Below are 18,610 nucleotides of genomic sequence, written 5' to 3' on the forward strand. Positions count from 1 at the left end.
GCCAGAAACGGAGGGTCACGATGGGGACTCAGCTCGCGATCGCGGCGACGGCCTTCTGCAGCCCGTCGGCGTTCAGCTGGTCGGCCGGCAACTGCTTGCCGTTGACATAGACCGTCGGCGTACCGGTCACGCCCCGGTCGTCGGCGGCCTTGGAAACGGACTCCAGCCAGCCCGCGTACGTGTTGTTCTGGATCGCCTGCTGGAACTTGTCGTCACCGACACCCAACTGCTTGCCCAGGTCGAGCAGTTGCCCAGTGGTCCAGGACTTGGAGAAGTCGCCGTACAGCTGGTCGGCGAAGCTGAGCGCCTTCCCGTTCGCGGCCGCCGCGGCGAAGGCGTTGGCCAGTCGCGGCGAGGCGTCCGGGTTGACGAACTGCATCGGCCAGTACGTCAGCGTGGCCGTCCCGTCCTGGACGAGCTTGTCGATGGTCGCGCCGGTCGCGTCCTCGAACTCGGCGCAGTGCGGGCACCGGAAGTCCAGGTACAGGTCGATGTTCACCTTCGCGCCGGACTTGCCGACCATCACGCCCTTGCCGGTGCTACCCGGCGCGGTGATGACCGCGGGCTCCGGCCGCCCGTTCGCGCTCACCTCGACCTTCGAGTGACCGCGCCAGTACTGCACGCCGACCCCGGCGCCGAGGGCAAGCACCAGGACGATCACCACGATGATCCCGGGCGCGATCCGGCGCTTGTTCTGCTGGAGCAGCGGATTCGCGGGGGGTTTGTTGCTCACGACGCGGTGACTCCTGTCGGGGATGAAGTGTCGGAGGGTGTTTCGGATGCGACGGCGAACTTGCTGGCCGGGAACCGCCACAGCCAGACGGCCAAAGCCAGCAGCCCGATATCGCGGAGGATCTCTTGCAGGTACTTGGTCTGGCCCGGCGCGACCTGGCCGCCACCGCCGAAGCAGCCGCAGTCGATCGACAGCCCACGCGCCCAGGCGGACGCGACCGCGACGATGAACGCGAGCATGAAGATCCCGGCGGCGACCGCGGACGCGCGGACGCCGAAACCGACGATCAGCAGCAGCCCGATCGCGACCTCCAGGAACGGCAGTCCCCAGCCGACCGGCGCGGCCAGCGACGACGGCAGCAGTTCGTACGCGCGAACCGCCTGCGCCGCTGTCTCCGGGTCGGTCACTTTCAGCGCGCCGGCGACCAGCATCACGCCGCCGAGCGCCAGCCGAGCGACCAGCGACGCCCAGGCGAACCAAGGTCGGCGCTTCACCGGTTTTCCTCCACCAGCTTCCCGAAGTCGTGCGCCAGGTCGCCGATGGCGGCGTTCGACAGCCAGAGTACGTGTGCCTTGTCGTCCTTGCCGAAGCCGATCACCTGCGCTCCGTGCCCGACCTCGTACCCACCGGAGGGGAGTTTCTGCATACCTTCCACCGGTACGCCGACGGCTTTCGCGACGTCCTTGATCGTGGTCAGCGAACCGGTCAGCCCCGCGAACGACGGGTCGAACCGGTCCAGGTACTTCCGCATCACCGGCCCGGTGTCGCGGGCCGGATCCGTGGTGATGAACAGCAGCTGCACCTGGTCGCGGACCTGCTGGTCGACCTTCGTCAGCGCGGACGCCACGTCGGCCAGCACGGTCGGGCAGACATCGGGACAGTTGGTGTACCCGAAGAACACCAACGTGACCGGTTTCTTGGTCGAGGTGACCAGGTTGAACGGGTTCCCGTTGGTGTCCGTCAGCGTGGTCGCGGGCATCGAGTACGGCCGGTCGAGCGCGGCGCCGCGGAACCCGTTCGGGTCCTGGCTGCTGCGGATGATCGCGCCGCCGGGGTTGTCCGCCTTCTGTTCCTTGCCACTGCAGCCCGCGAGGGCGAGCAGAGCCACCGCCGCGAGCAGAAGCGCGGCGTTCCTGGTTCGACTCACAGACGTACTAACGATCGCCGGGCGCGCCGGGTTCCCGGCGGACGCCTTCGGCCAGGTCCTCCGCGAGCGCGCGTACGCCGGCCGGGCCGCCGTCGCCGAGCGCCTTGACCAGCGCCGCACCGACGATCACCGCGTCCGCGAACGCCGCCACTCCAGCCGCCTGGTCCCCGTTCGAGATCCCGAGGCCGACACCGACCGGCAGACCGGTCACCGCGTGCGTACGAGCGACCAGCGGCGCCGCCAGCTCGGACGGAGTGTCCCGCGCGCCCGTGACACCCATCACCGCGGTCGCGTACACGAAGCCGCGACAGGCCGCGGTCGTCATCTTGATCCGGGCATCGGTCGACGACGGCGAAACCAGGAACACCTTGTCCAGGTCGTGCTTGTCGGCGGCCGCGATCCACTCGGCGCCTTCGTCCGGGATCAGGTCGGGCGTGATCAGCCCCGCTCCCCCGGCGCCGGCGAAGTCCGCCGCGAAGCGATCCACGCCGTACCGCTCGATCGGGTTCCAGTACGTCATCACCAGCACCGGCACGTCCGAGTACGCGGCGATCTTCTCGACCGTACTGAGTACGTCGCGGGTGCGCAGCCCGCCGGCGAGCGCGGTTTCGGTGGCGCGCTGGATGGTGATGCCGTCCATCACCGGGTCGCTGTACGGCAGGCCGAGCTCGATCACGTCGGCGCCGCCGTCGACGAGCGCCTTCACCCCGTCGATCGCGCCGTCGTACGTCGGGTAACCGGCCGGCAGGTAGCCGATGAAGGCCTTCCGGCCGGTGTCGGTGGCTTTCCGGATCGCGGCGCCGGCGTTGCCCAGGGCAACTTCAGTCATCGGTCCGATCCCTTCTCGTTCAGACCGAACCAGGTCGCGGCGGTGTCCATGTCCTTGTCGCCACGGCCGGACAGGTTCACCAGGATGGTTGCCGCTGGCCCCAACTCACGGGCGATGTCGAGCGCGCCGGCGACCGCGTGCGCGGACTCGATCGCCGGGATGATGCCCTCGGTCCGGGACAGCTGCCGGAACGCCTCCATCGCCTCGGCGTCGGTGATCGGCCGGTACGTCGCCCGGCCGGTCTCGGCCAGCCACGCGTGCTCCGGCCCGACGCCGGGGTAGTCCAGCCCGGCGGAGATCGAGTGCGACTCGATCGTCTGCCCGTCCTCGTCCTGCAGCAGGAACGAGCGGGCACCGTGCAGTACGCCGACCTGGCCCGCGCTGATCGTGGCCGCGTGCCGGCCGGTCTCGAACCCGTCGCCGCCCGGCTCGATGCCGTACAGCTTGACGTCGTCGTCGAGGAACGCGGTGAACAGGCCGATCGCGTTCGAACCGCCGCCGACCGACGCGACCGCGGCGTCCGGCAGCTTGCCGAGCAACGCGAGCGACTGTTCGCGGGCCTCGTCGCCGATGCCGCGGACGAAGTCCCGGACCATCGCCGGGAACGGGTGCGATCCGGCCGCCGTCCCGAGGATGTAATGGGTCTTGTCGACGCTCGCGACCCAGTCCCGCAGCGCTTCGTTGATCGCGTCCTTGAGCGTCCGGCTGCCGGTCTTGACCGAGATCACCTCGGCGCCGAGCAGCTTCATCCGGGCCACGTTCAGGGCCTGGCGTTCGGTGTCGACCTCGCCCATGTAGACCACGCACTCGAGGCCGAGGTACGCGCACGCGGTCGCGGTCGCGACGCCATGCTGGCCGGCCCCGGTCTCGGCGATCACCCGCGGCTTGCCCATCCGCTTGGTCAGCAGGGCCTGGCCGATCGCGTTGCGGATCTTGTGCGCGCCGGTGTGGTTCAGGTCCTCGCGCTTCAGCAGGATGCTCGCGCCGGCCAGGTCCGACAGCCGGGTCGCGTCGTACAGCAGGCTCGGGGCGCCGATGTACTCGCGCAGCATCCGCTCGAACTCGTCGGTGAACTCGGCGTCGGCCATGGCGTCCCGCCAGGCCTGGGTGAGTTCGTCCAGCGGCGCGATCAGCGCCTCCGGCATGAACCTGCCGCCGAAACGGCCGAAGTGCCCGAACTGGTCGGGCAGCACAGTACTCATCCGACAAACCTTCCGACCCGGCCCAGACGGCACGGGAGAGTTACTTCCCGGTGCCGTTTGGACCGGCCCGGATGTTCTGGTGCTCTAGGTGGGGCGTAGGTCGAGCGATAGCGGTGCGCAGGTGCGTGCATCGGGGTGCTTGAGCAGTGGGCTCGATGCGGAGCATCGTGGGCGCTGCTCAAGTGCCGCGAGGTGCGTGCCTGCGCACCGCTAGCGCCGACCTACACCCCACCTAGAGCACTCTAGTGCCGCTGCTGGATGGCGGGATGCGATCCGGCGGCGACGAGGTCGGCGACCGAGGCGCGGGGATCGCGGCCGGTCACCAGAGTTTCACCGACGAGGACGACATCGGCCCCGGCGCGCGCGAACTCGATTACATCATGCGGGCCGCGGACCCCGGACTCCGCCACCCGGACCAGCTCGGTCGGGATCGTCGGCGCCACCCGGGCGAAGGTGTCCCGGTCGACCTCGAGGGTCTTCAGGTTCCGGTTGTTCACGCCGATCAGCTGAGCTCCGGCGTCCACCGCACGCCGGGTCTCCTCCTCGTCGTGCACCTCGACCAGCGGGCACAGGCCGATCGACTGAGCTCGCTCGATCAGCGAGACCAGCGCCTCCTGCTCCAGCGCGGCGGCGATCAGCAGCACCATGTCGGCGCCGGCCGCGCGCGCCTCCCAGAGCTGGTACGACGAGACCACGAAGTCCTTGCGCAGCACGGGCACGTCGACCCGGCCACGGACCGCGCGCAGGTCGTCCAGGCTGCCGTTGAACCGGCGCTCCTCGGTCAGTACCGAGATCGCCGCGGCGCCGCCCAGCTCGTACTCCCCGGCCAGCGCGGCCGGATCGGTGATCTCGGCCAGCTCGCCCTTGGACGGGCTGGACCGCTTCACCTCGGCGATCACCGCGATCCCGTCGCCGCGGAACACCGGCATCGGGTCCTTGGCGTCCGGCTTCCGCTGGGCCTCCAGCTTCAGGTCGTCCAGGCTGACCCGCGCCTGGCGCTCCGCGAGGTCCTCCCGGACCCCGGCGAGAATGTCGTCAAGCACAGTCATGTCCGTACCCCTCAGTGGTCGCCGTCGGCCGGAACCCCGAAGCCGAGCAGCTGCAGCACCTTGCCGGCCAGCGCGCCAAGCACCGCGATGCCGACGGAGATCCAGAACAGCACCCAGTTCGGGCCGAGCACCATCGCGATGGCTCCGACCGTGAACGCGACCAGCACGATCGCCACCGCGGTCCAGGCCGCCGGGCTGTTGCCGTGCAGGTCGTGCGGGACCTCCTCGTCGATCCGGTCGACCCCTTGATTCGCCACCGTATTGTTCATATGGCGCCACTCCTCCTCGTCGTCCCGTCCTATTGTGGCGGTAGCCCGCCGCGATCAGAGAGTCGGGTCCTCCCCGGCGTCGATCGCCTTCCACTGATCCGCCGGCGCGGCGGCCGGATCCCGCTCGTACCTGGCGGTGGCGCGCCGCCAGTGCCGCGCCGTCAGCAAGGTGATCAGCCCCGCTCCGGCCAGTGCCAGCCCACCGGCCAGCGCGAACCACGGCGCCGGGCCGAGGGTTTGGGTCACCTGGTCGGCGACCACGTCACTCAGTGCCGGCCGCAGCCGGCTCAGCTCGGGACCACCGGGGCGTACGGTCAACGCGACCACGACCGCACCTGCGCCGAGGAGCGCGACCAGACCGCCCAGCACCCGGCGCAACGCCGTGCCGGCGAGTTTGGTGACCACGATCGCGACCACGCCGGCGAGCGCGAACGTGACCGGCGCCTTGGTGATCGTGTAGCCGTTGAAGGTGATGGCCACTCTGCCGTTGCCGGGATCGGCCGACACCCAGGTGAGATACCCGGACAGGCCGAGCAGCACCAGCGCCACCAGCGCGAGCAGGTCTACCAACCGTTGCGGTTTCATACGTCCCTCATAACGTCCCTCATATAACGTCCCTCATACGTCACTGAAGGTTCCCGCGACCGCGATCGCGTTCAGTACGGCGGCCGCCTTGGTCCGGCACTCGGCGTCCTCCGCGGCCGGATCGGAGTCGGCGACGATCCCGGCCCCGGCCTGTACGTACGCGGTGCCGCCGCGCAGCACCGCGGTCCGGATCGCGATCGCGGTGTCGGCGTCACCGGCGAAGTCCAGGTAGCCGACCACGCCGCCGTACACGCCGCGCCGGGTGATCTCCAGCTTGTCGATGATCTCCATCGCCCGCGGTTTCGGTGCCCCGGACAACGTTCCGGCCGGGAACGCGGCGGTGAGCGCGTCGAACGCGGTCCGGCCGGCCGCCAGCTGACCGGTCACCGTCGACTCCAGGTGCATCACGTGGCTGTACCGGCGGACGTCCATGAAGTCGATCACCTCGACCGTGCCCGGCGCGCAGACCTTGCCGACGTCGTTGCGGCCGAGGTCGACCAGCATCAGGTGCTCGGCCCGCTCCTTGACGTCGGCGCGCAGCTCCACCTCCAGCGCGTGGTCCTCCTCCGGCGTCGCGCCGCGGCGGCGGGTGCCGGCGATCGGGTGCAGGATCACCTTGTTCTCGGTGACCTTGACCAGCGCCTCCGGGCTGGAACCGACGATGTCGAAACCGTCCAGGCGGACCAGATACATGTACGGGCTGGGGTTCGACCGGCGCAGCACCCGGTAGATGTCCAGCGCCGACGCGGTGGTCTGCAGCTCGAACCGCTGGGAGACGACGATCTGGAACGCCTCACCGGCCCGGATCTCCTCCTTGGCGTGCTCGACCGCCTCCCGGTACTCGGCGCTGGAGCGCTGCCGGTGCGGGTCCGGCTCGGCCAGGCGGTCGGCCCGGACCACATAGGACGGGGTCGGCCGGGCCAGGTCCCGTTCCATCGCGTCCAGGCGGCGTACGGCGTCCGCGTACGCCTCGTCGACGCGCTCGTCGGAGTCGTCCCAGTTCACCGCGTTCGCGATCAGCCAGATCTCGCCGGTCTCGTGGTCGAGCGCGGCCAGGTCGGTGGCGAACAGGAAGGTCAGCTCGGGCAGGCCGAGGTCGTCGGTGGTTGTGTCCGGCAACCGTTCGATCCGGCGGACCGCGTCGTACCCGAGGAATCCGACCATGCCACCGGTCAGCGGGGGCAGGTCCGGCAGGCGCGGGGTGTGCAGGATCTCCAGCGTCTGGCGGAGCACCTGCAGCGGGTCACCGCTCTGCGGCAGGCCGACCGGCGGGTTGCCGGTCCAGATCGCCTCGCCGTTCCGCTCGGTCAGCGTCGCGGCGGAGCGGACGCCGATGAACGAGTACCGCGACCAGACGCCGCCGTTCTCCGCCGATTCCAGCAAGAACGTGCCTTCACGCTCGGCGGCCAGCTTCCCGTACACCCCGATCGGCGTCTCGGCGTCACCCAGCACGCGCCGGGTGACCGGGATGACGCGGCGGTCCTTCGCGTACTCGCGGAAGGTTTCGAGGTCCGGAGTGTTCACGCCTTCACCTCGAACTCGCCGTGTTCGAAGCAGCTGCGGGTGCCGGTGTGACAGGCGGGCCCTTCCTGGTCGACGAGCAGCAGGAGGGCGTCGGCGTCGCAGTCGACGAGGATCTGCTTGACGTGCTGACGATGGCCGCTGGTCTCACCCTTGACCCAGTACTTCTGCCGGCTCCGCGACCAGAACGTACCCCGCCCGGTCGCCGCGGTCCGGCGCACCGCCTCCGCGTCCATCCAGGCCATCATCAGGACCTCGCGGGTGTCGTACTGCTGCACCACGGCCGGGATCAGCCCGGCCGCATCGAACGTCAGCTCGTCGATAGTCACCCACCCATTGTCGCCGATCCGGGGCAGCGGTCCGACCACGGTCCCGAACTGCGAGGATGACCGGATGACGCGGATCGAGGAACTGCTGCGGGAGTATCCGGTGATCGACGGGCACAACGACCTGCCGATCGCGTTCTACGAACTGTGCGGGTACGACCTGGACGCGCACGATCTGGCCGGGCCGGTGCCCACGCTCAACACCGATCTGCCGCGGTTGCGGGCCGGGCGGGTCGGCGGTCAGTTCTGGTCGTTGTGGGTGCCGCAGGACGAGCACGCCGTACTCCGTACGTTCGAGCAGCTGGACTTCGTCCGGCGGCTGGTCGAGCGGTTCCCGGCGGACCTGGAGCTGGCGTCCACGGCCGACGAGGTGGAGGCCGCGATGAAGGCCGGCCGGGTCGCCTCGCTGATGGGCATGGAGGGCGGCCACTCGATCGGTGAGTCCCTCGGCGTACTGCGGGTAATGCGCGCGCTCGGCGTCCGGTACCTGACGCTCACGCACAACCACAACGTCTCCTGGGCGGACTCCGCGACCGACGAGCCGGTGCTCGGCGGGCTGAACGAGTTCGGCGAGGAGGTGGTCCGGGAGATGAACCGGATCGGCATGCTGGTCGACCTCTCGCATGTTTCCGCGGACACGATGCGGCACGCGCTCCGTGTCACCCGGACGCCGGTCATCTTCAGTCATTCGTCGGCGCGGGCGGTGTGTGACGTACCGCGGAACGCTCCGGACGACGTGCTCGAGACGCTCGCACGGAACGAGGGCGTGTGCATGGTCACGTTCGTACCGGCGTTCGTGTCGGCCGCGTACGCCGAGTGGGTCGAGGAGGCGGTGACCAAGGCTCGGCAGGCTGGGCTGGAGCTGCACGGGCCGGAGAACCGGGCTGAGGTGGAGGCACTGGTCGGGCGGCCGCGGCCGGAGGCGACGCTCGCGGACGTGGTCGCGCATGTCGAACACGTCCGCGAGGTGGCCGGGATCGAGCACGTCGGGATCGGCGGGGATTACGACGGCTGCCCGGAGTTCCCGGCCGAGCTGCCGGACGTGGCGTCGTACCCGGTGCTGTTCCAGGCGCTGGCCGACCGGGGCTGGAGCACGGACGACCTCGGAAAGCTTGCCAACGGCAACATCCTCCGGGTACTCCGCGCCGCGGACGAGGCAGCCGGCTAGCCGCCGGCCGCACCCGAGCGTGACGAGGCCGGGTCGCCCGGCGCGCACCCGCGGCGGCTCAGGCGTTGCGGCTCGGGCGTTGCGGCTCGGGCGTTGCGGCTCAGGCGTTGCGGCTCAGGCGTTGCGGCTCAGGCGTTGCGGCTCGGGCGTTGCGGCCCGGGCGTTGCGGCTCGGGCGGTGCGGCTCGGGCGTTGCGGCTCGGGCGTTGCGGCTCGGGCGGTGCGGTTCAGGCGTTGCGGCTCAGGCGTTGCGGCTCAGGCGTTGCGGCTCGGGCGTTGCGGCCCGGGCGTTGCGGCTCGGGCGGTGCGGCTCGGGCGTTGCGGCTCGGGCGTTGCGGCTCGGGCGGTGCGGTTCAGGCGTTGCGGTTCAGGCGTTGCGGTACTGGGCGCGGATCTCCGGGAGCCGCTTCATCCCGCCGGCCTCGTACGTCGCGACCGCGCCGACGTTGAACCCCGGCGTACACATGTACACGCTCGACGCCCCCATCTCCCGCAACGCCACCGCGCACGCCTGCACCATCGCGGTCCCGTACCCACGCCCGCGGTGCATCCGATGCACCCCCATCGGCTCGATGTACCCCGGCCGCCCCGCACCCGCCGACCAAACCGTCGCCGCCGCGACCGACTCGCCGAGCTCATTGCGCAACACGAGACAGCGCGCGTCCGCGTACGGCACCCCGTCGGCCATCGCGAACCAGCGATCGTTGCTGAACGTCGACCCGTCGAACGACGCCCGCTGCACCCCGGCCCGTTCGTGCGCTTCCTCCGCGCCGATCACATCCACGCGTACGCCCGGGTCCGGCACCGGTTCGGTCAGATCCCGCCGGAGCGGAATCCACGGCTCGTCGGCGTTCCACCCGGCCTTGAACAGCACCTCCTGAACCAGCGCGCCCATCGGCGTCTCGACGAAAACCTTGCCCTCGATCAGTACGCCCCGCGCCGGGTCGGCCACATCGGCGGCAATCCGCTCCGCGAGCTCTTCGTCACGCTGTGCATCCGGCGCGATCGACATCCGTACCCAGTCCGCTTCGTCCAGCATCCCGACCGCGACGATCTCCCCGTCCCGCCGCCAGACCCGCGTCGCCGCCGCGGTCCGCTCCGCCCCGAACCGCCAGAACCACCCCAGATCCCCCGGATGCAACTGCAACGGCAGTTCCTCGCCCTGCCACCCCCGCAAAACCTCGACAACCGCCCCCAACTCCCCCACACCCGCCGTACTCATCCCAATCACCATCCCCCCATCCCACACCATCCGTCCCCGTTTCCGGGACCACCCGAAACTGCCGGGTGTGGCGGGGGTTTGGGGTTTGGGGAGGGGGGCACGGGGCGGGGGCTAGTGATAACCGACGGATGGAGTGGGCTGTGTTGACCCTGACTGAGAACGCGACGCTGGTGATCAAGAGCATCACCGGGGTCGAGGGTGCGCCGGAGGGGGCCGGGGTACGGATCTCGCAGGAGAATCCGGCGGATCCGGCGCTCGCGGTGACGACCACCGAGGCACCGCAACCGGGTGACCAGGTGGTCGAGGAAGCCGGCGCGCGGGTGTTCCTCGAGCACAACGCCGCGAACGCCCTGGATGACAAGATCCTGGACGCCGCGGTCGACGACAAGGGCGGTGTCGAGTTCCTGCTGGTACCGCAGCCGGGTGCCGGGCACGAGAACGGCGCCGCCCCAACCCCGTAACACCCCGGAGCTGGGGCGTAACCGAGGAGGCCTGCAACCTGGTTGCAGGCCTCCTTGCATTGCGCCCAGGGTCAGAGCGCGGAGCGTTGGGCGATCCAGCTGTCGTGCAGGCGGGTGTAGACACCGCCGGCGCCGACCAGCTCGGCGTGCGGGCCGCGCTCGACCACCTCGCCGTCGTCGAAGACCAGGACCTCGTCGGCCGCCTCGGCAGTCGACAGCCGGTGCGCGATCGTCACCGACGTGCGACCGGCCATCAGCCGCTCGAGCGCCGCGTTGACGCGTACTTCGGTACCCGGGTCGACCGCCGAAGTCGCCTCGTCGAGGACCAGCAGATCCGGGTCCGCGATGTTCGCGCGGACGAGCGCGACCAGCTGCCGCTCCCCCGCCGACAACGACTCGCCGCGCTGACCGACCGGCGAGTTCAGCCCGTCCGGAAGCGACTCCAGCCAGTCCGTCAGACCGAGCGAATCGAACGCGGTGACCAGCTCCGCGTCGGTCACCTCGGGCCGGCCGAAGCGTACGTTCTCGGCCAGCGACGCGTCGAACAAATACCCGTCCTGCGGCACCATCACGACCCGCTCACGCAGCGAGCCGAACGCGATCTCCCGCGCGTCCACCCCGTCCAGCCGGACCGCGCCGGAGGTCGGGTCCATCAACCGGGTCAGCAGCTTCGCGAACGTCGTCTTCCCCGACCCGGTCTCGCCGACGACCGCGACCCGCCGGTGCGGCTCGATCCGTACGTCGACGTCGCGCAGGACCAGATCCCCTTCCGGATAAGCGAAATCCACGTCCGCGAACTCGACCGTGATCGGCCCGCGGGCCTGCGTCACGCCCGACTCGCCCGGGTCGACCACGTCCGCCGGAGTCGCGATGACACCGAGTACGCGCCGCCAGCCGGCGAACGCGCTCTGCGCGTCCGTCAGCACCTGCGTGGCGATCTGGACCGGGTCCGAGAACAGGGCGACCAGGAACATGAAGGCGAGCAGCTCGCCGAGCGTCGCCTGCTTGTCCACGCCGAGCAGCACGCCGACGGTCAGTACGCCCGCGTTCGCGAGACCGGCCGCCAGCCCACCGATCGAGAACGTCACCCCGGTCAGCGCCTGCGCCTTCGTCGACGTCTTCCGGTACGCCTCGATCGACGCGTCGATCCGGTCCTGGGTACGCTGCTCGATCGCGTACGAGCGGACCACCTGCGCGCCGACCACCGGCTCCGCGATCGCGGACAGCATCTCGCCGACCTTCGCCCGGACGATCCCGTACGCCGCCGACATCGCCCGCTGCAGGTACTTCAAACTGCCGAACAGCGGCAGGAAGCAGATCAGTACGACCAGCGCGAGCTGCCACGAGTAGAAGAACATCACGATCGTCGCGAGCAGCATCTGCCCGAGACTGACCAGGAAGATGAACCCGCCGAACTGCAGGAACTGCGACACCGTGTCCACATCGGATGTCACCCGGCTGACCAGCGCGCCACGCCGCTCGGTGCTCTGCGTCAGCACCGGCAGATCGTGGACGTGGCGGAACGCCTTGATCCGCATCGTCGCCAGCCCGTACTCGGAGTTGATCGCCAGCCGCACGGTCGTCAGGTACGAAGCGCCCGCGGTCAGGATCACGCCCACCGCGCAGACCAGGCACATCCAGGCGACGTACGACATGTTCGGACCGTTCGGCCCGGACAGGCCCTTGTCGATCGTCTGCTGTACCGCGATCGGTACGACGATCCGCCCGGCGGTCATGGTCAGCGCGAGGATGCCGGTCAGCCACCACCCGCGCGCGAGCTCCGGCGAGACCTTCAATCCGTCCTTGAGCGTCTGCAGACCACCCGCGTTGTCACCGTGGTCCAGCCGGCTTGCCTCCGCGGCGCTCACGCCGTCGCTCCTTCCGAGTCCAGCTCGTTCTGTGCGGCCTCTTCCTCGCGCCGCTCGGCGTCCTTCTCGTACGCGTCGACCAGGTCCCGGTACGCGGGCGTGGCCGCCTGCAGCTCGGCATGCGTACCGTGCGCCTGAATCCGGCCCTCGTCGAGGAACAGCACCTCGTCCGCGAGCGAGATCGTCGCCTTCCGGTACGCGATCACCAGCACCGTCGTCGCGGCGCCGGAACCGTCCTGAACCGCGGTCCGCAGCCCGGCCAGGATGCGGGCCTCGACCTGCGGGTCGACCGCGCTGGTCGCGTCGTCAAGGATCAGCAGCCGGGGTTTGCGGACCAGCGCCCGGGCCAGCGCGATCCGCTGCCGCTGCCCGCCGGACAGGGTCGTACCCCGCTCGCCGACCTTCGCGTCCAGGCCGCCCGGCAACTCCTCGATGAAGGCGGCACCCTGCGCGATCCGCAACGCGGCCCAGACCTCGTCGTCGGTGTACGCGCCACCGAGCGTGATGTTGCCGCGGATCGTGTCGTCGAACAGGAACGCGGTCTGGGCCACCAGCGCGACCGAACCGGCCAGTTCGTCGCGGGCCAGCTCCCGCAGGTCGATCCCGTCGATCTTCACCGCGCCCTGCTCCGGGTCGACCAGCCGGGTCAGCATCGTGGTCAGCGTGGACTTGCCCGCGCCGGTCGGGCCGACCACCGCGACCGTCCGGCCGGGCTCGATCGCGAAGTCGACGCCGGCCAGGACGTCCCGCTCGGGCAGGTACCCGAACCGGACGCCCGCGACCTGCAGCCGGGCCGCCTTCGCCGAGGTCAGCCGCGCGGCGCCGTACTCCATCCCGCCCTCCGCGGTCAGCACCCGATACACCCGGTCCCAGCCGACGACGGATCGCGGCAGTTCACCCAGCACCCAGCCGAGCGCCCGGATCGGGAAGCCGATCAGCGTGAACAGGAACGCGACCTGGACCACGTCACCCGCGTCCGCACCGCCGGACCGGACCCGGCCGACCCCGACCAGCAGCACCGCGAGCACGCCGAGCCGCGGCAGGCCGTCGATCACCGGGTCGAACAGGCCGCGGGCCTTGTTCACCGCGATGTTCGCGTCCCGGAGCGCGTACGTCGGGGCGCGGAACCGCTCCGTCTCGGCCGCCTCCCGGCCGAGCGTCTTCACCACCAGCGCGCCGTCGAACGACTCGTGCGCCACCTCGGACACGTCCGCGCGGAGCTGCTGCGCCCGGGTCGCGAGCGGCTGCAGGTAGCGCTGGAAGATCACGTTCACGATGAAGACCAGCGGGAACACCAGGCAGCCGACCAGCGCCAGCCAGACATCGGCCGCGAACATCGCGATCGTCGCGAACACCAGCATCGCGACCACGCCGATCGCCATCGGCAGCGGCGCGATCACGAACCAGGTGGACTCGACGTCGGCGTTCGCATTCGAGAGCAGCATCCCGGTCGAGTGCTGGTGGTGCCACTCGAGCGGAAGTTTCAGGTACTGCCGGGTGACCCGCTGCCGGTACGTCGCCTGCAGCCGGAACTGCATGATGCCGGCGCCGAGCCGCCGCCCGACCACCCCGATCGCGTTCAGGATCGCGATCCCCATGAACAGCGAGATCAGCGCGATCAGCGCGCCGGTGGTGGTCTCACCGCGCTCGAACGCGGGCCGGATCAGGTGATCGGTGGACCAGCCGAGGGCCCAGCCGCCGGCCACCGTCATCGCGCCGTACAGCATGCTGGCGAGCGCGGCCAGCGCGAAGATGCCCGGCTCCTCCCAGATCGCGACCCGCAGCACCCCGAACCCCCGCCGGGTGACGCTGCCCTTGTCGGGGACTTTCGGGACAGGCAAGACACACTCCAGGCAAGTCAGGTGCATAGGTAGGGCACAGGCATGACAACGATTGACATTCTGCCACCCCCATCCGACAACTACGATCGAGTTGTGACCGACTACAGCCAGGTAGAACGACGCGCGCTCTGTGATCTGTTCGACGAGGTCGGGCCTGCCGCGCCGACGCTCTGTGAAGGCTGGGACGCGTACGACCTGGCGGTTCACCTGTACGTACGCGAAGCCGATCCGGTCGCCGGGCCGGGGATCATGATTCCGGCGCTCGCGGACACCACCGAGCGGCGGATGAAGCGGATCAAGGAACGGTTCGGGTACGCCGAGGTGGTGGACAAGGTCCGGAACGGTCCGCCGCCGGTCTCGATCTACGCGCTGCCGAAACTCGGTCACCAGCTGAACACGACCGAGTACTTCGTCCACCACGAGGACGTCCGCCGCGCCCAGCCCGCGTACGAGGTGCGGACGCTGCCCGGCGAGCAGCAGGACGGTCTGTGGAAAGCGATCCGGCTGGCCGCGAAGACGATGACCCGCAAGGCACCGACCGGCCTGGTGGTCGCGCGCCCGGACGGCACCGCGGCCGTCGCGAAACGGCCGAACGAGAACGGCTCCGTCACCGTGGTCGGCGAACCGGCTGAGCTGGTGCTGTTCTGCTTCGGCCGGCAACAGGTCGCCGACGTGCAACTGGAAGGCGAGCCGGAAGCAGTCGAGCTCCTCCGCAACACCTCATTCGGCGTGTGACCCGGCGGCTGCCTTTGCCTCGGAGCGTTTGCGGCGGGCGCGCTGGACCAGCGAGCTGACCGCGGTGGTCAGGATGACGAGCACGATCGCGGCGAGCACACCCTGCCACGGTTCGTCGAACAGCGCGTAGCCAAGGAGCCCAATCGCCATGTAGACACCCGCCCACAACGACGACGCGGCCAAGTCGACAAGCGCGAACCGCTCCCACCGGTACCCGGCCAGGCCGGCGGCGAGCAGGACCGGCACCCGGCCGCCCGGGATCAACCGGGAGGTCAGCAACACGGTGATCTCGTGCTCGGCCAATCGGACCCGGAGCGCGTCGAGCGAGGCGTTGTCACGCAACCACCCGATCCGCTGGGCCAATCGCTCCCCGCCGAAGCGGCACCCGGCGTACACGATCAGATCACCGACGTACGCCCCCGCCGCGCCCGCGATCAGTACACCGACCAGCCCGATCGGATTGCTGTGCGACGCGAGCACCGCGCCCGCGGACACGGCCGCACCGGTCGGCAGCACCGGAAGTACGGCCCCGATCAACACCGCCCCGGCCAGCGCGAACAAGTACCAGAGATCGAACTTCGCGTCGCCGCTCACGCAGCCACCTCGATCGACTCACCGGGTGTCAAGAGCTCCACCTTCACCGCCGGGTCCACCTCGGCCATCGCAGTCCGGAACCTGTCCCCCGGTGGCAGGAACAACTCCGGTTTGAGCCAGTCGCAGCCGATCGGCCAGAACGTCCCGAAATGCACCGGCACCGCCGTCGACGCGCCGACCCGGCGTACGGCTTCCGCCGCGCGCACCGGATCCAGATGACCGGGACCGAGCGACGGCCCCCAGCCACCCACCGGCACGAGCGCCAAGTCGACCGCGCCGGTCTCCGCGGCCAGCCCGTCGTACAGATCGGTGTCTCCGGCGAACCACACGCTCGGCGCGCCGTCGACCCGGTACCCGACCGCCGGACCCTCGTACGAGGACCAGGGCAGCCGTCGCCCGTCGTGGTGCGCGGTGACGACCGTGATCTCCAGCGACCCGATCCGAAGCTGGTTGCCCGGGGCAACTTCGATGCAACGGTCGGAGTACAGCGGTCCGCTGTCGGCGTGGATCAGTTTCGCGGCGCCGCGCGGAACGACCAGCGCGGCCTCCGGCGAAATGAACGGCAGCGAGGTCAGATGCAGATGATCGGCATGCAAATGCGAAACCAGCACCGCATCGCAGTCACCCGCCTCGGGCCGCGGCGCCGGGCCGCGGCGCCGGCGCAGGTGCGCGATCCGCGACGTCAGCACCGGGTCGGTGAGGAGCCGCGTACCGTTCGCCTCGATCGTCGAGGTGGCGTGCCCCCACCAGGTGACTCGCACGCGTCAGACCTCCACCTTTTCGATCGGTTCCTTCAGGCCCTTGCGGTGGCCGAGCTTCTCCAGCCAGCCGATCAGCACTTGGTGGACCGCGTCGGAGCCTACGGGAGCCTCGTTCAGTACCCAACGGCTCGGGTGCACCAGGACGGCGTCGGTCTGCCAGCCGCCGATCCCGCCGTGGCACCCGACCAGCTCCTCGAACGCCGCCACCTCATGCGTGTACTCGTCCAGCCGGCTGACCACGACCAGGTCCCCGTTGTGCGGCATCTGCGCCTGCCGCAGCATCGAAGCAGTCGCATGCTCGCCGTACGGCGTGAGTGGGTCCTCACCTTCCACCCGGCCGGTCCGCAGCACGTGTACGCCGGCCCGCCCGATCGCGACCGGCCCCTCGGCCAGCGAGTCGACCACGACGAAACCGATCCCGGGATGCGTCGCCAGACCGGGGATGAGCTTCGGGTGCAGTGCCTCGATCTCCTCCAGCGGCACCCGGCCGGGCGTCGTCGCGAGGTAGATCAGCGCCAGGTTGCCGGACGAGGTGACGACCATCTGCTCGTCGGGCGCGACGGCCGGCTCGCAGTCCTTCGGCCCGAGCTCGACCTCGCCGCCGCGCGACTTGCCGTGCAGCGCCTTCCGGGTGACCGATCCGGCCACGCTGCGGCGCATGCTCAGCTCGGTCAGGAACGCGTTCACCGGCCCCCAGCCCTCCGACTTGCCGACCGCCTGCACCGGCTCCTTGGTGGTGTCGACCAGGTCGTCGACCACCTCGGCGAGCGTCCGCCCGTACCGCTGCAGGAACGTCGCCCCCTGGCTCTGACCGTGGTCGGACAGCACGACGATCTCGTACGAGTGCGGGAGGATGTCGATGATCCGCTGCAACGCGCCGAGCACCCGATCCAGGCCCTCCAGCGCCTGCAGCGACTCGGCGCGGGTCGGGCCGGCGTGGTGCGCGACCTCGTCGTAGTCGACGAAATCGCAGTAGATCACCGGCGTACCCTTCACCAGCTCGTCGGTGATCAGCGAGACGTTCAGGTCGCGGAGGAGGACGTTGGTGATCGCGCGCAGGAAGATGTACGCGCCGCCGCGCTTCACTCGCGGCACGAGGTGCCGGACGCGCTGCCGGCGGGCCTGGTGGAGCTCCTTGATCATCTCCGCGACGCTCAGCACCAGACCACGCGCGGCGCCCTGCGGGCTGGAGAAGAACCGGACGTACCCGCGGCTGCGACTGTTCGGCAGCGACGCCCGGCTGAAGACCAGCTCGCACTTGTCGGCGTCGCCGGACCAGTTGTTGCTGATGCTGACGCCGCCGTCCGCGAGCAGCCCGCGGCCAGTGGACATCCGCGCCTCGATCTCGGCGGCGTCCCGGCCCCGGTTCGTGACCATGACTCGGCCGGTCGACTTCTCGTACCACCGGAAGGCGGGGATGTGTTTCGAGCCACCGTGCAGGATGCCGGCCTGACTGGCCGGGGTCGTGGCCGGTACGCCGGTGTGCCAGGACAGCATCGAGTGCTTGCCATCCCGGATCCAGCCGCCGAGGTTCGGCAGGTTGCCGGCCAGAACCATCCAGTTCAGCAGGGGCGCGGACAGGCCGTCGATCTGGATGATCAGCATCCCGGTCTTCGGCGCGGCCTGGATCCGGCGGGCCCGGCGGTGTACGACGCGCATCACCTCGGCCACGTACGCATCGTCACTGCCCGCGTACGCGATCCAGCCGACGAAGGCGCTCACCGACGACATCACGATCGAGACCAGCAGCGGCGTCTCGACCCCACCGTGCAGCCGGACGCCCGGGTCGACGGTGATGCCCAGATAGACGACCGCGAACTGCGAGAGCAGCCCGCCCACCAGTACGCCGACCGAACCGATCAGCACCGCGACCCCGGCCAGCACCCAGCGCATCAGCACCGAGAACACGGCGAGCAGCACGACCAGCCGGAAGATCGGCAGCCGGCCGTCGCTGCTGACCTGCGGCAGCAGCCAGAACGTGACCACGAGCGAGATCAGCGACGCGAGACCGCCGTACAGCATCGCCTGCAGTCCGCGACCGGTACGGCGCAGGTCCAGCCACACCGGTCGTCGCCGCCGGTCGCCGGACATCTGTTCTGGTGGTTTCGCCATTGCCTGTTTCGTGCTCCCCGTCCTGTCCTGCTGGTGCAGTACGAGAGTACGGGGTCGCGCGGACAGTTCCCCGACCGTGTTCCAGCCGGCGTTGTTGCCGTTGACAACGAGACCGGTGACTGGCGGCGGACGGGCGCAGCGCGGTGTTGCCGCCGACCAGGGGAGAAACGGCGAGAGTTCGGCGCTGA

At 70.1% G+C, this 18,610-nt stretch carries 19 protein-coding genes; 3 read left to right on the top strand and 16 right to left on the bottom strand.

The window, feature by feature from the left end; translation table 11 throughout:
* Positions 1-28: 28 nt before the first annotated feature.
* The 10 genes from HDA44_RS10980 to hisI all read right to left on the bottom strand — a co-directional run bounded on the left by HDA44_RS10980 (position 29) and on the right by hisI (position 7,664).
* On the bottom strand, positions 29-733 hold the full coding sequence (locus HDA44_RS10980) for a thioredoxin domain-containing protein (RefSeq protein ID WP_184833491.1): 705 nt from the start codon (positions 731-733) through the stop codon (positions 29-31).
* Positions 730-1,227, bottom strand: coding sequence for a DoxX family protein (locus tag HDA44_RS10985; protein ID WP_337905841.1), 498 nt, complete (start codon positions 1,225-1,227; stop codon positions 730-732). Before HDA44_RS10985 ends, HDA44_RS10980 begins: the two co-directional genes overlap by 4 nt.
* Entirely contained in the window at positions 1,224-1,880 is a 657-nt protein-coding gene (locus HDA44_RS10990; RefSeq protein ID WP_184833493.1) for an SCO family protein, read from the bottom strand. Before HDA44_RS10990 ends, HDA44_RS10985 begins: the two co-directional genes overlap by 4 nt.
* 7 nt (positions 1,881-1,887) lie before the next feature.
* Positions 1,888-2,709, bottom strand: coding sequence for a tryptophan synthase subunit alpha (trpA, locus tag HDA44_RS10995; protein WP_184833495.1), 822 nt, complete (start codon positions 2,707-2,709; stop codon positions 1,888-1,890).
* The gene (gene trpB / locus HDA44_RS11000; RefSeq protein ID WP_184833497.1) at positions 2,706-3,911 is read right to left on the bottom strand and encodes a tryptophan synthase subunit beta; all 1,206 of its coding nucleotides are present in this window, start codon (positions 3,909-3,911) and stop codon (positions 2,706-2,708) included. The genes trpA and trpB overlap by 4 nt, the downstream gene beginning before the upstream one ends.
* Positions 3,912-4,153: 242 nt before the next feature.
* On the bottom strand, positions 4,154-4,960 hold the full coding sequence (trpC, locus tag HDA44_RS11005) for an indole-3-glycerol phosphate synthase TrpC (protein WP_184833499.1): 807 nt from the start codon (positions 4,958-4,960) through the stop codon (positions 4,154-4,156).
* Positions 4,961-4,971: 11 nt separating this feature from the next.
* Positions 4,972-5,229 (bottom strand): HGxxPAAW family protein, encoded by a 258-nt coding sequence (locus tag HDA44_RS11010; protein ID WP_238352411.1) that lies wholly within the window; start codon positions 5,227-5,229, stop codon positions 4,972-4,974.
* 54 nt (positions 5,230-5,283) lie between these two features.
* Positions 5,284-5,814, bottom strand: coding sequence for a Trp biosynthesis-associated membrane protein (locus tag HDA44_RS11015; protein ID WP_184833501.1), 531 nt, complete (start codon positions 5,812-5,814; stop codon positions 5,284-5,286).
* A 33-nt stretch (positions 5,815-5,847) separates the two neighbouring features.
* A complete protein-coding gene (locus HDA44_RS11020; protein ID WP_184833503.1) occupies positions 5,848-7,338 on the bottom strand; it encodes an anthranilate synthase component I in 1,491 nt (496 codons plus the stop codon).
* Positions 7,335-7,664, bottom strand: coding sequence for a phosphoribosyl-AMP cyclohydrolase (gene hisI / locus HDA44_RS11025; protein ID WP_184833505.1), 330 nt, complete (start codon positions 7,662-7,664; stop codon positions 7,335-7,337). Before hisI ends, HDA44_RS11020 begins: the two co-directional genes overlap by 4 nt.
* A gap of 64 nt (positions 7,665-7,728) precedes the next feature.
* On the opposite strand from hisI, the gene HDA44_RS11030 reads away from it, so the two are divergent.
* Positions 7,729-8,829: a dipeptidase gene (locus HDA44_RS11030; RefSeq protein ID WP_184833507.1), complete on the top strand. Its 1,101-nt coding sequence runs from the start codon at positions 7,729-7,731 to the stop codon at positions 8,827-8,829.
* 366 nt (positions 8,830-9,195) lie between these two features.
* Here HDA44_RS11030 and HDA44_RS11035 read toward each other — a convergent pair whose 3' ends face one another.
* A complete protein-coding gene (locus tag HDA44_RS11035; protein ID WP_202887304.1) occupies positions 9,196-10,050 on the bottom strand; it encodes a GNAT family N-acetyltransferase in 855 nt (284 codons plus the stop codon).
* Between the two features lie 140 nt (positions 10,051-10,190).
* Here HDA44_RS11035 and HDA44_RS11040 point away from each other — a divergent pair, with 140 nt between their 5' ends.
* Positions 10,191-10,511, top strand: coding sequence for a Fe-S cluster assembly protein HesB (locus tag HDA44_RS11040; protein WP_134098608.1), 321 nt, complete (start codon positions 10,191-10,193; stop codon positions 10,509-10,511).
* Positions 10,512-10,582: 71 nt separating this feature from the next.
* On the opposite strand, the gene HDA44_RS11045 is transcribed toward HDA44_RS11040, so the two are convergent.
* Both HDA44_RS11045 and HDA44_RS11050 read right to left on the bottom strand, forming a co-directional pair.
* On the bottom strand, positions 10,583-12,379 hold the full coding sequence (locus HDA44_RS11045) for an ABC transporter ATP-binding protein (protein ID WP_184833511.1): 1,797 nt from the start codon (positions 12,377-12,379) through the stop codon (positions 10,583-10,585).
* On the bottom strand, positions 12,376-14,220 hold the full coding sequence (locus HDA44_RS11050) for an ABC transporter ATP-binding protein (RefSeq protein WP_202887306.1): 1,845 nt from the start codon (positions 14,218-14,220) through the stop codon (positions 12,376-12,378). Before HDA44_RS11050 ends, HDA44_RS11045 begins: the two co-directional genes overlap by 4 nt.
* Positions 14,221-14,313: 93 nt before the next feature.
* On the opposite strand from HDA44_RS11050, the gene HDA44_RS11055 reads away from it, so the two are divergent.
* On the top strand, positions 14,314-14,955 hold the full coding sequence (locus HDA44_RS11055) for a TIGR03085 family metal-binding protein (RefSeq protein WP_184833515.1): 642 nt from the start codon (positions 14,314-14,316) through the stop codon (positions 14,953-14,955).
* On the opposite strand, the gene HDA44_RS11060 is transcribed toward HDA44_RS11055, so the two are convergent.
* The 3 genes from HDA44_RS11060 to HDA44_RS11070 are packed head-to-tail and all read right to left on the bottom strand — an operon-like array spanning position 14,941 to position 18,422.
* Positions 14,941-15,549 carry a VTT domain-containing protein gene (locus HDA44_RS11060; protein WP_184833517.1) on the bottom strand — a complete coding sequence of 203 codons (609 nt, stop codon included), beginning with the start codon at positions 15,547-15,549 and terminating at the stop codon, positions 14,941-14,943. The genes HDA44_RS11055 and HDA44_RS11060 overlap by 15 nt on opposite strands.
* Positions 15,546-16,310, bottom strand: coding sequence for an MBL fold metallo-hydrolase (locus tag HDA44_RS11065; protein ID WP_184833519.1), 765 nt, complete (start codon positions 16,308-16,310; stop codon positions 15,546-15,548). The genes HDA44_RS11060 and HDA44_RS11065 overlap by 4 nt, the downstream gene beginning before the upstream one ends.
* 3 nt (positions 16,311-16,313) lie before the next feature.
* Positions 16,314-18,422, bottom strand: coding sequence for an alkaline phosphatase family protein (locus HDA44_RS11070; protein WP_184833520.1), 2,109 nt, complete (start codon positions 18,420-18,422; stop codon positions 16,314-16,316).
* Between the last annotated feature and the right edge of the window lie 188 nt (positions 18,423-18,610).

It is taken from the genome of Kribbella solani (genome assembly GCF_014205295.1).
Lineage (GTDB): Bacteria > Actinomycetota > Actinomycetes > Propionibacteriales > Kribbellaceae > Kribbella > Kribbella solani.

Excerpts from the sequence above, each read along its gene's own strand:
- trpA (WP_184833495.1), bottom strand. The coding sequence starts at position 2,709 with ATGACTGAAGTTGCCCTGGGCAACGCCGGCGCCGCGATCCGGAAAGCC.
- trpB (WP_184833497.1), bottom strand. The coding sequence starts at position 3,911 with ATGAGTACTGTGCTGCCCGACCAGTTCGGGCACTTCGGCCGTTTCGGC.
- trpC (WP_184833499.1), bottom strand. The coding sequence starts at position 4,960 with ATGACTGTGCTTGACGACATTCTCGCCGGGGTCCGGGAGGACCTCGCG.
- HDA44_RS11010 (WP_238352411.1), bottom strand. The coding sequence starts at position 5,229 with ATGAACAATACGGTGGCGAATCAAGGGGTCGACCGGATCGACGAGGAG.
- HDA44_RS11015 (WP_184833501.1), bottom strand. The coding sequence starts at position 5,814 with ATGAAACCGCAACGGTTGGTAGACCTGCTCGCGCTGGTGGCGCTGGTG.
- HDA44_RS11030 (WP_184833507.1), top strand. The coding sequence starts at position 7,729 with ATGACGCGGATCGAGGAACTGCTGCGGGAGTATCCGGTGATCGACGGG.
- HDA44_RS11035 (WP_202887304.1), bottom strand. The coding sequence starts at position 10,050 with ATGAGTACGGCGGGTGTGGGGGAGTTGGGGGCGGTTGTCGAGGTTTTG.
- HDA44_RS11070 (WP_184833520.1), bottom strand. The coding sequence starts at position 18,422 with ATGGCGAAACCACCAGAACAGATGTCCGGCGACCGGCGGCGACGACCG.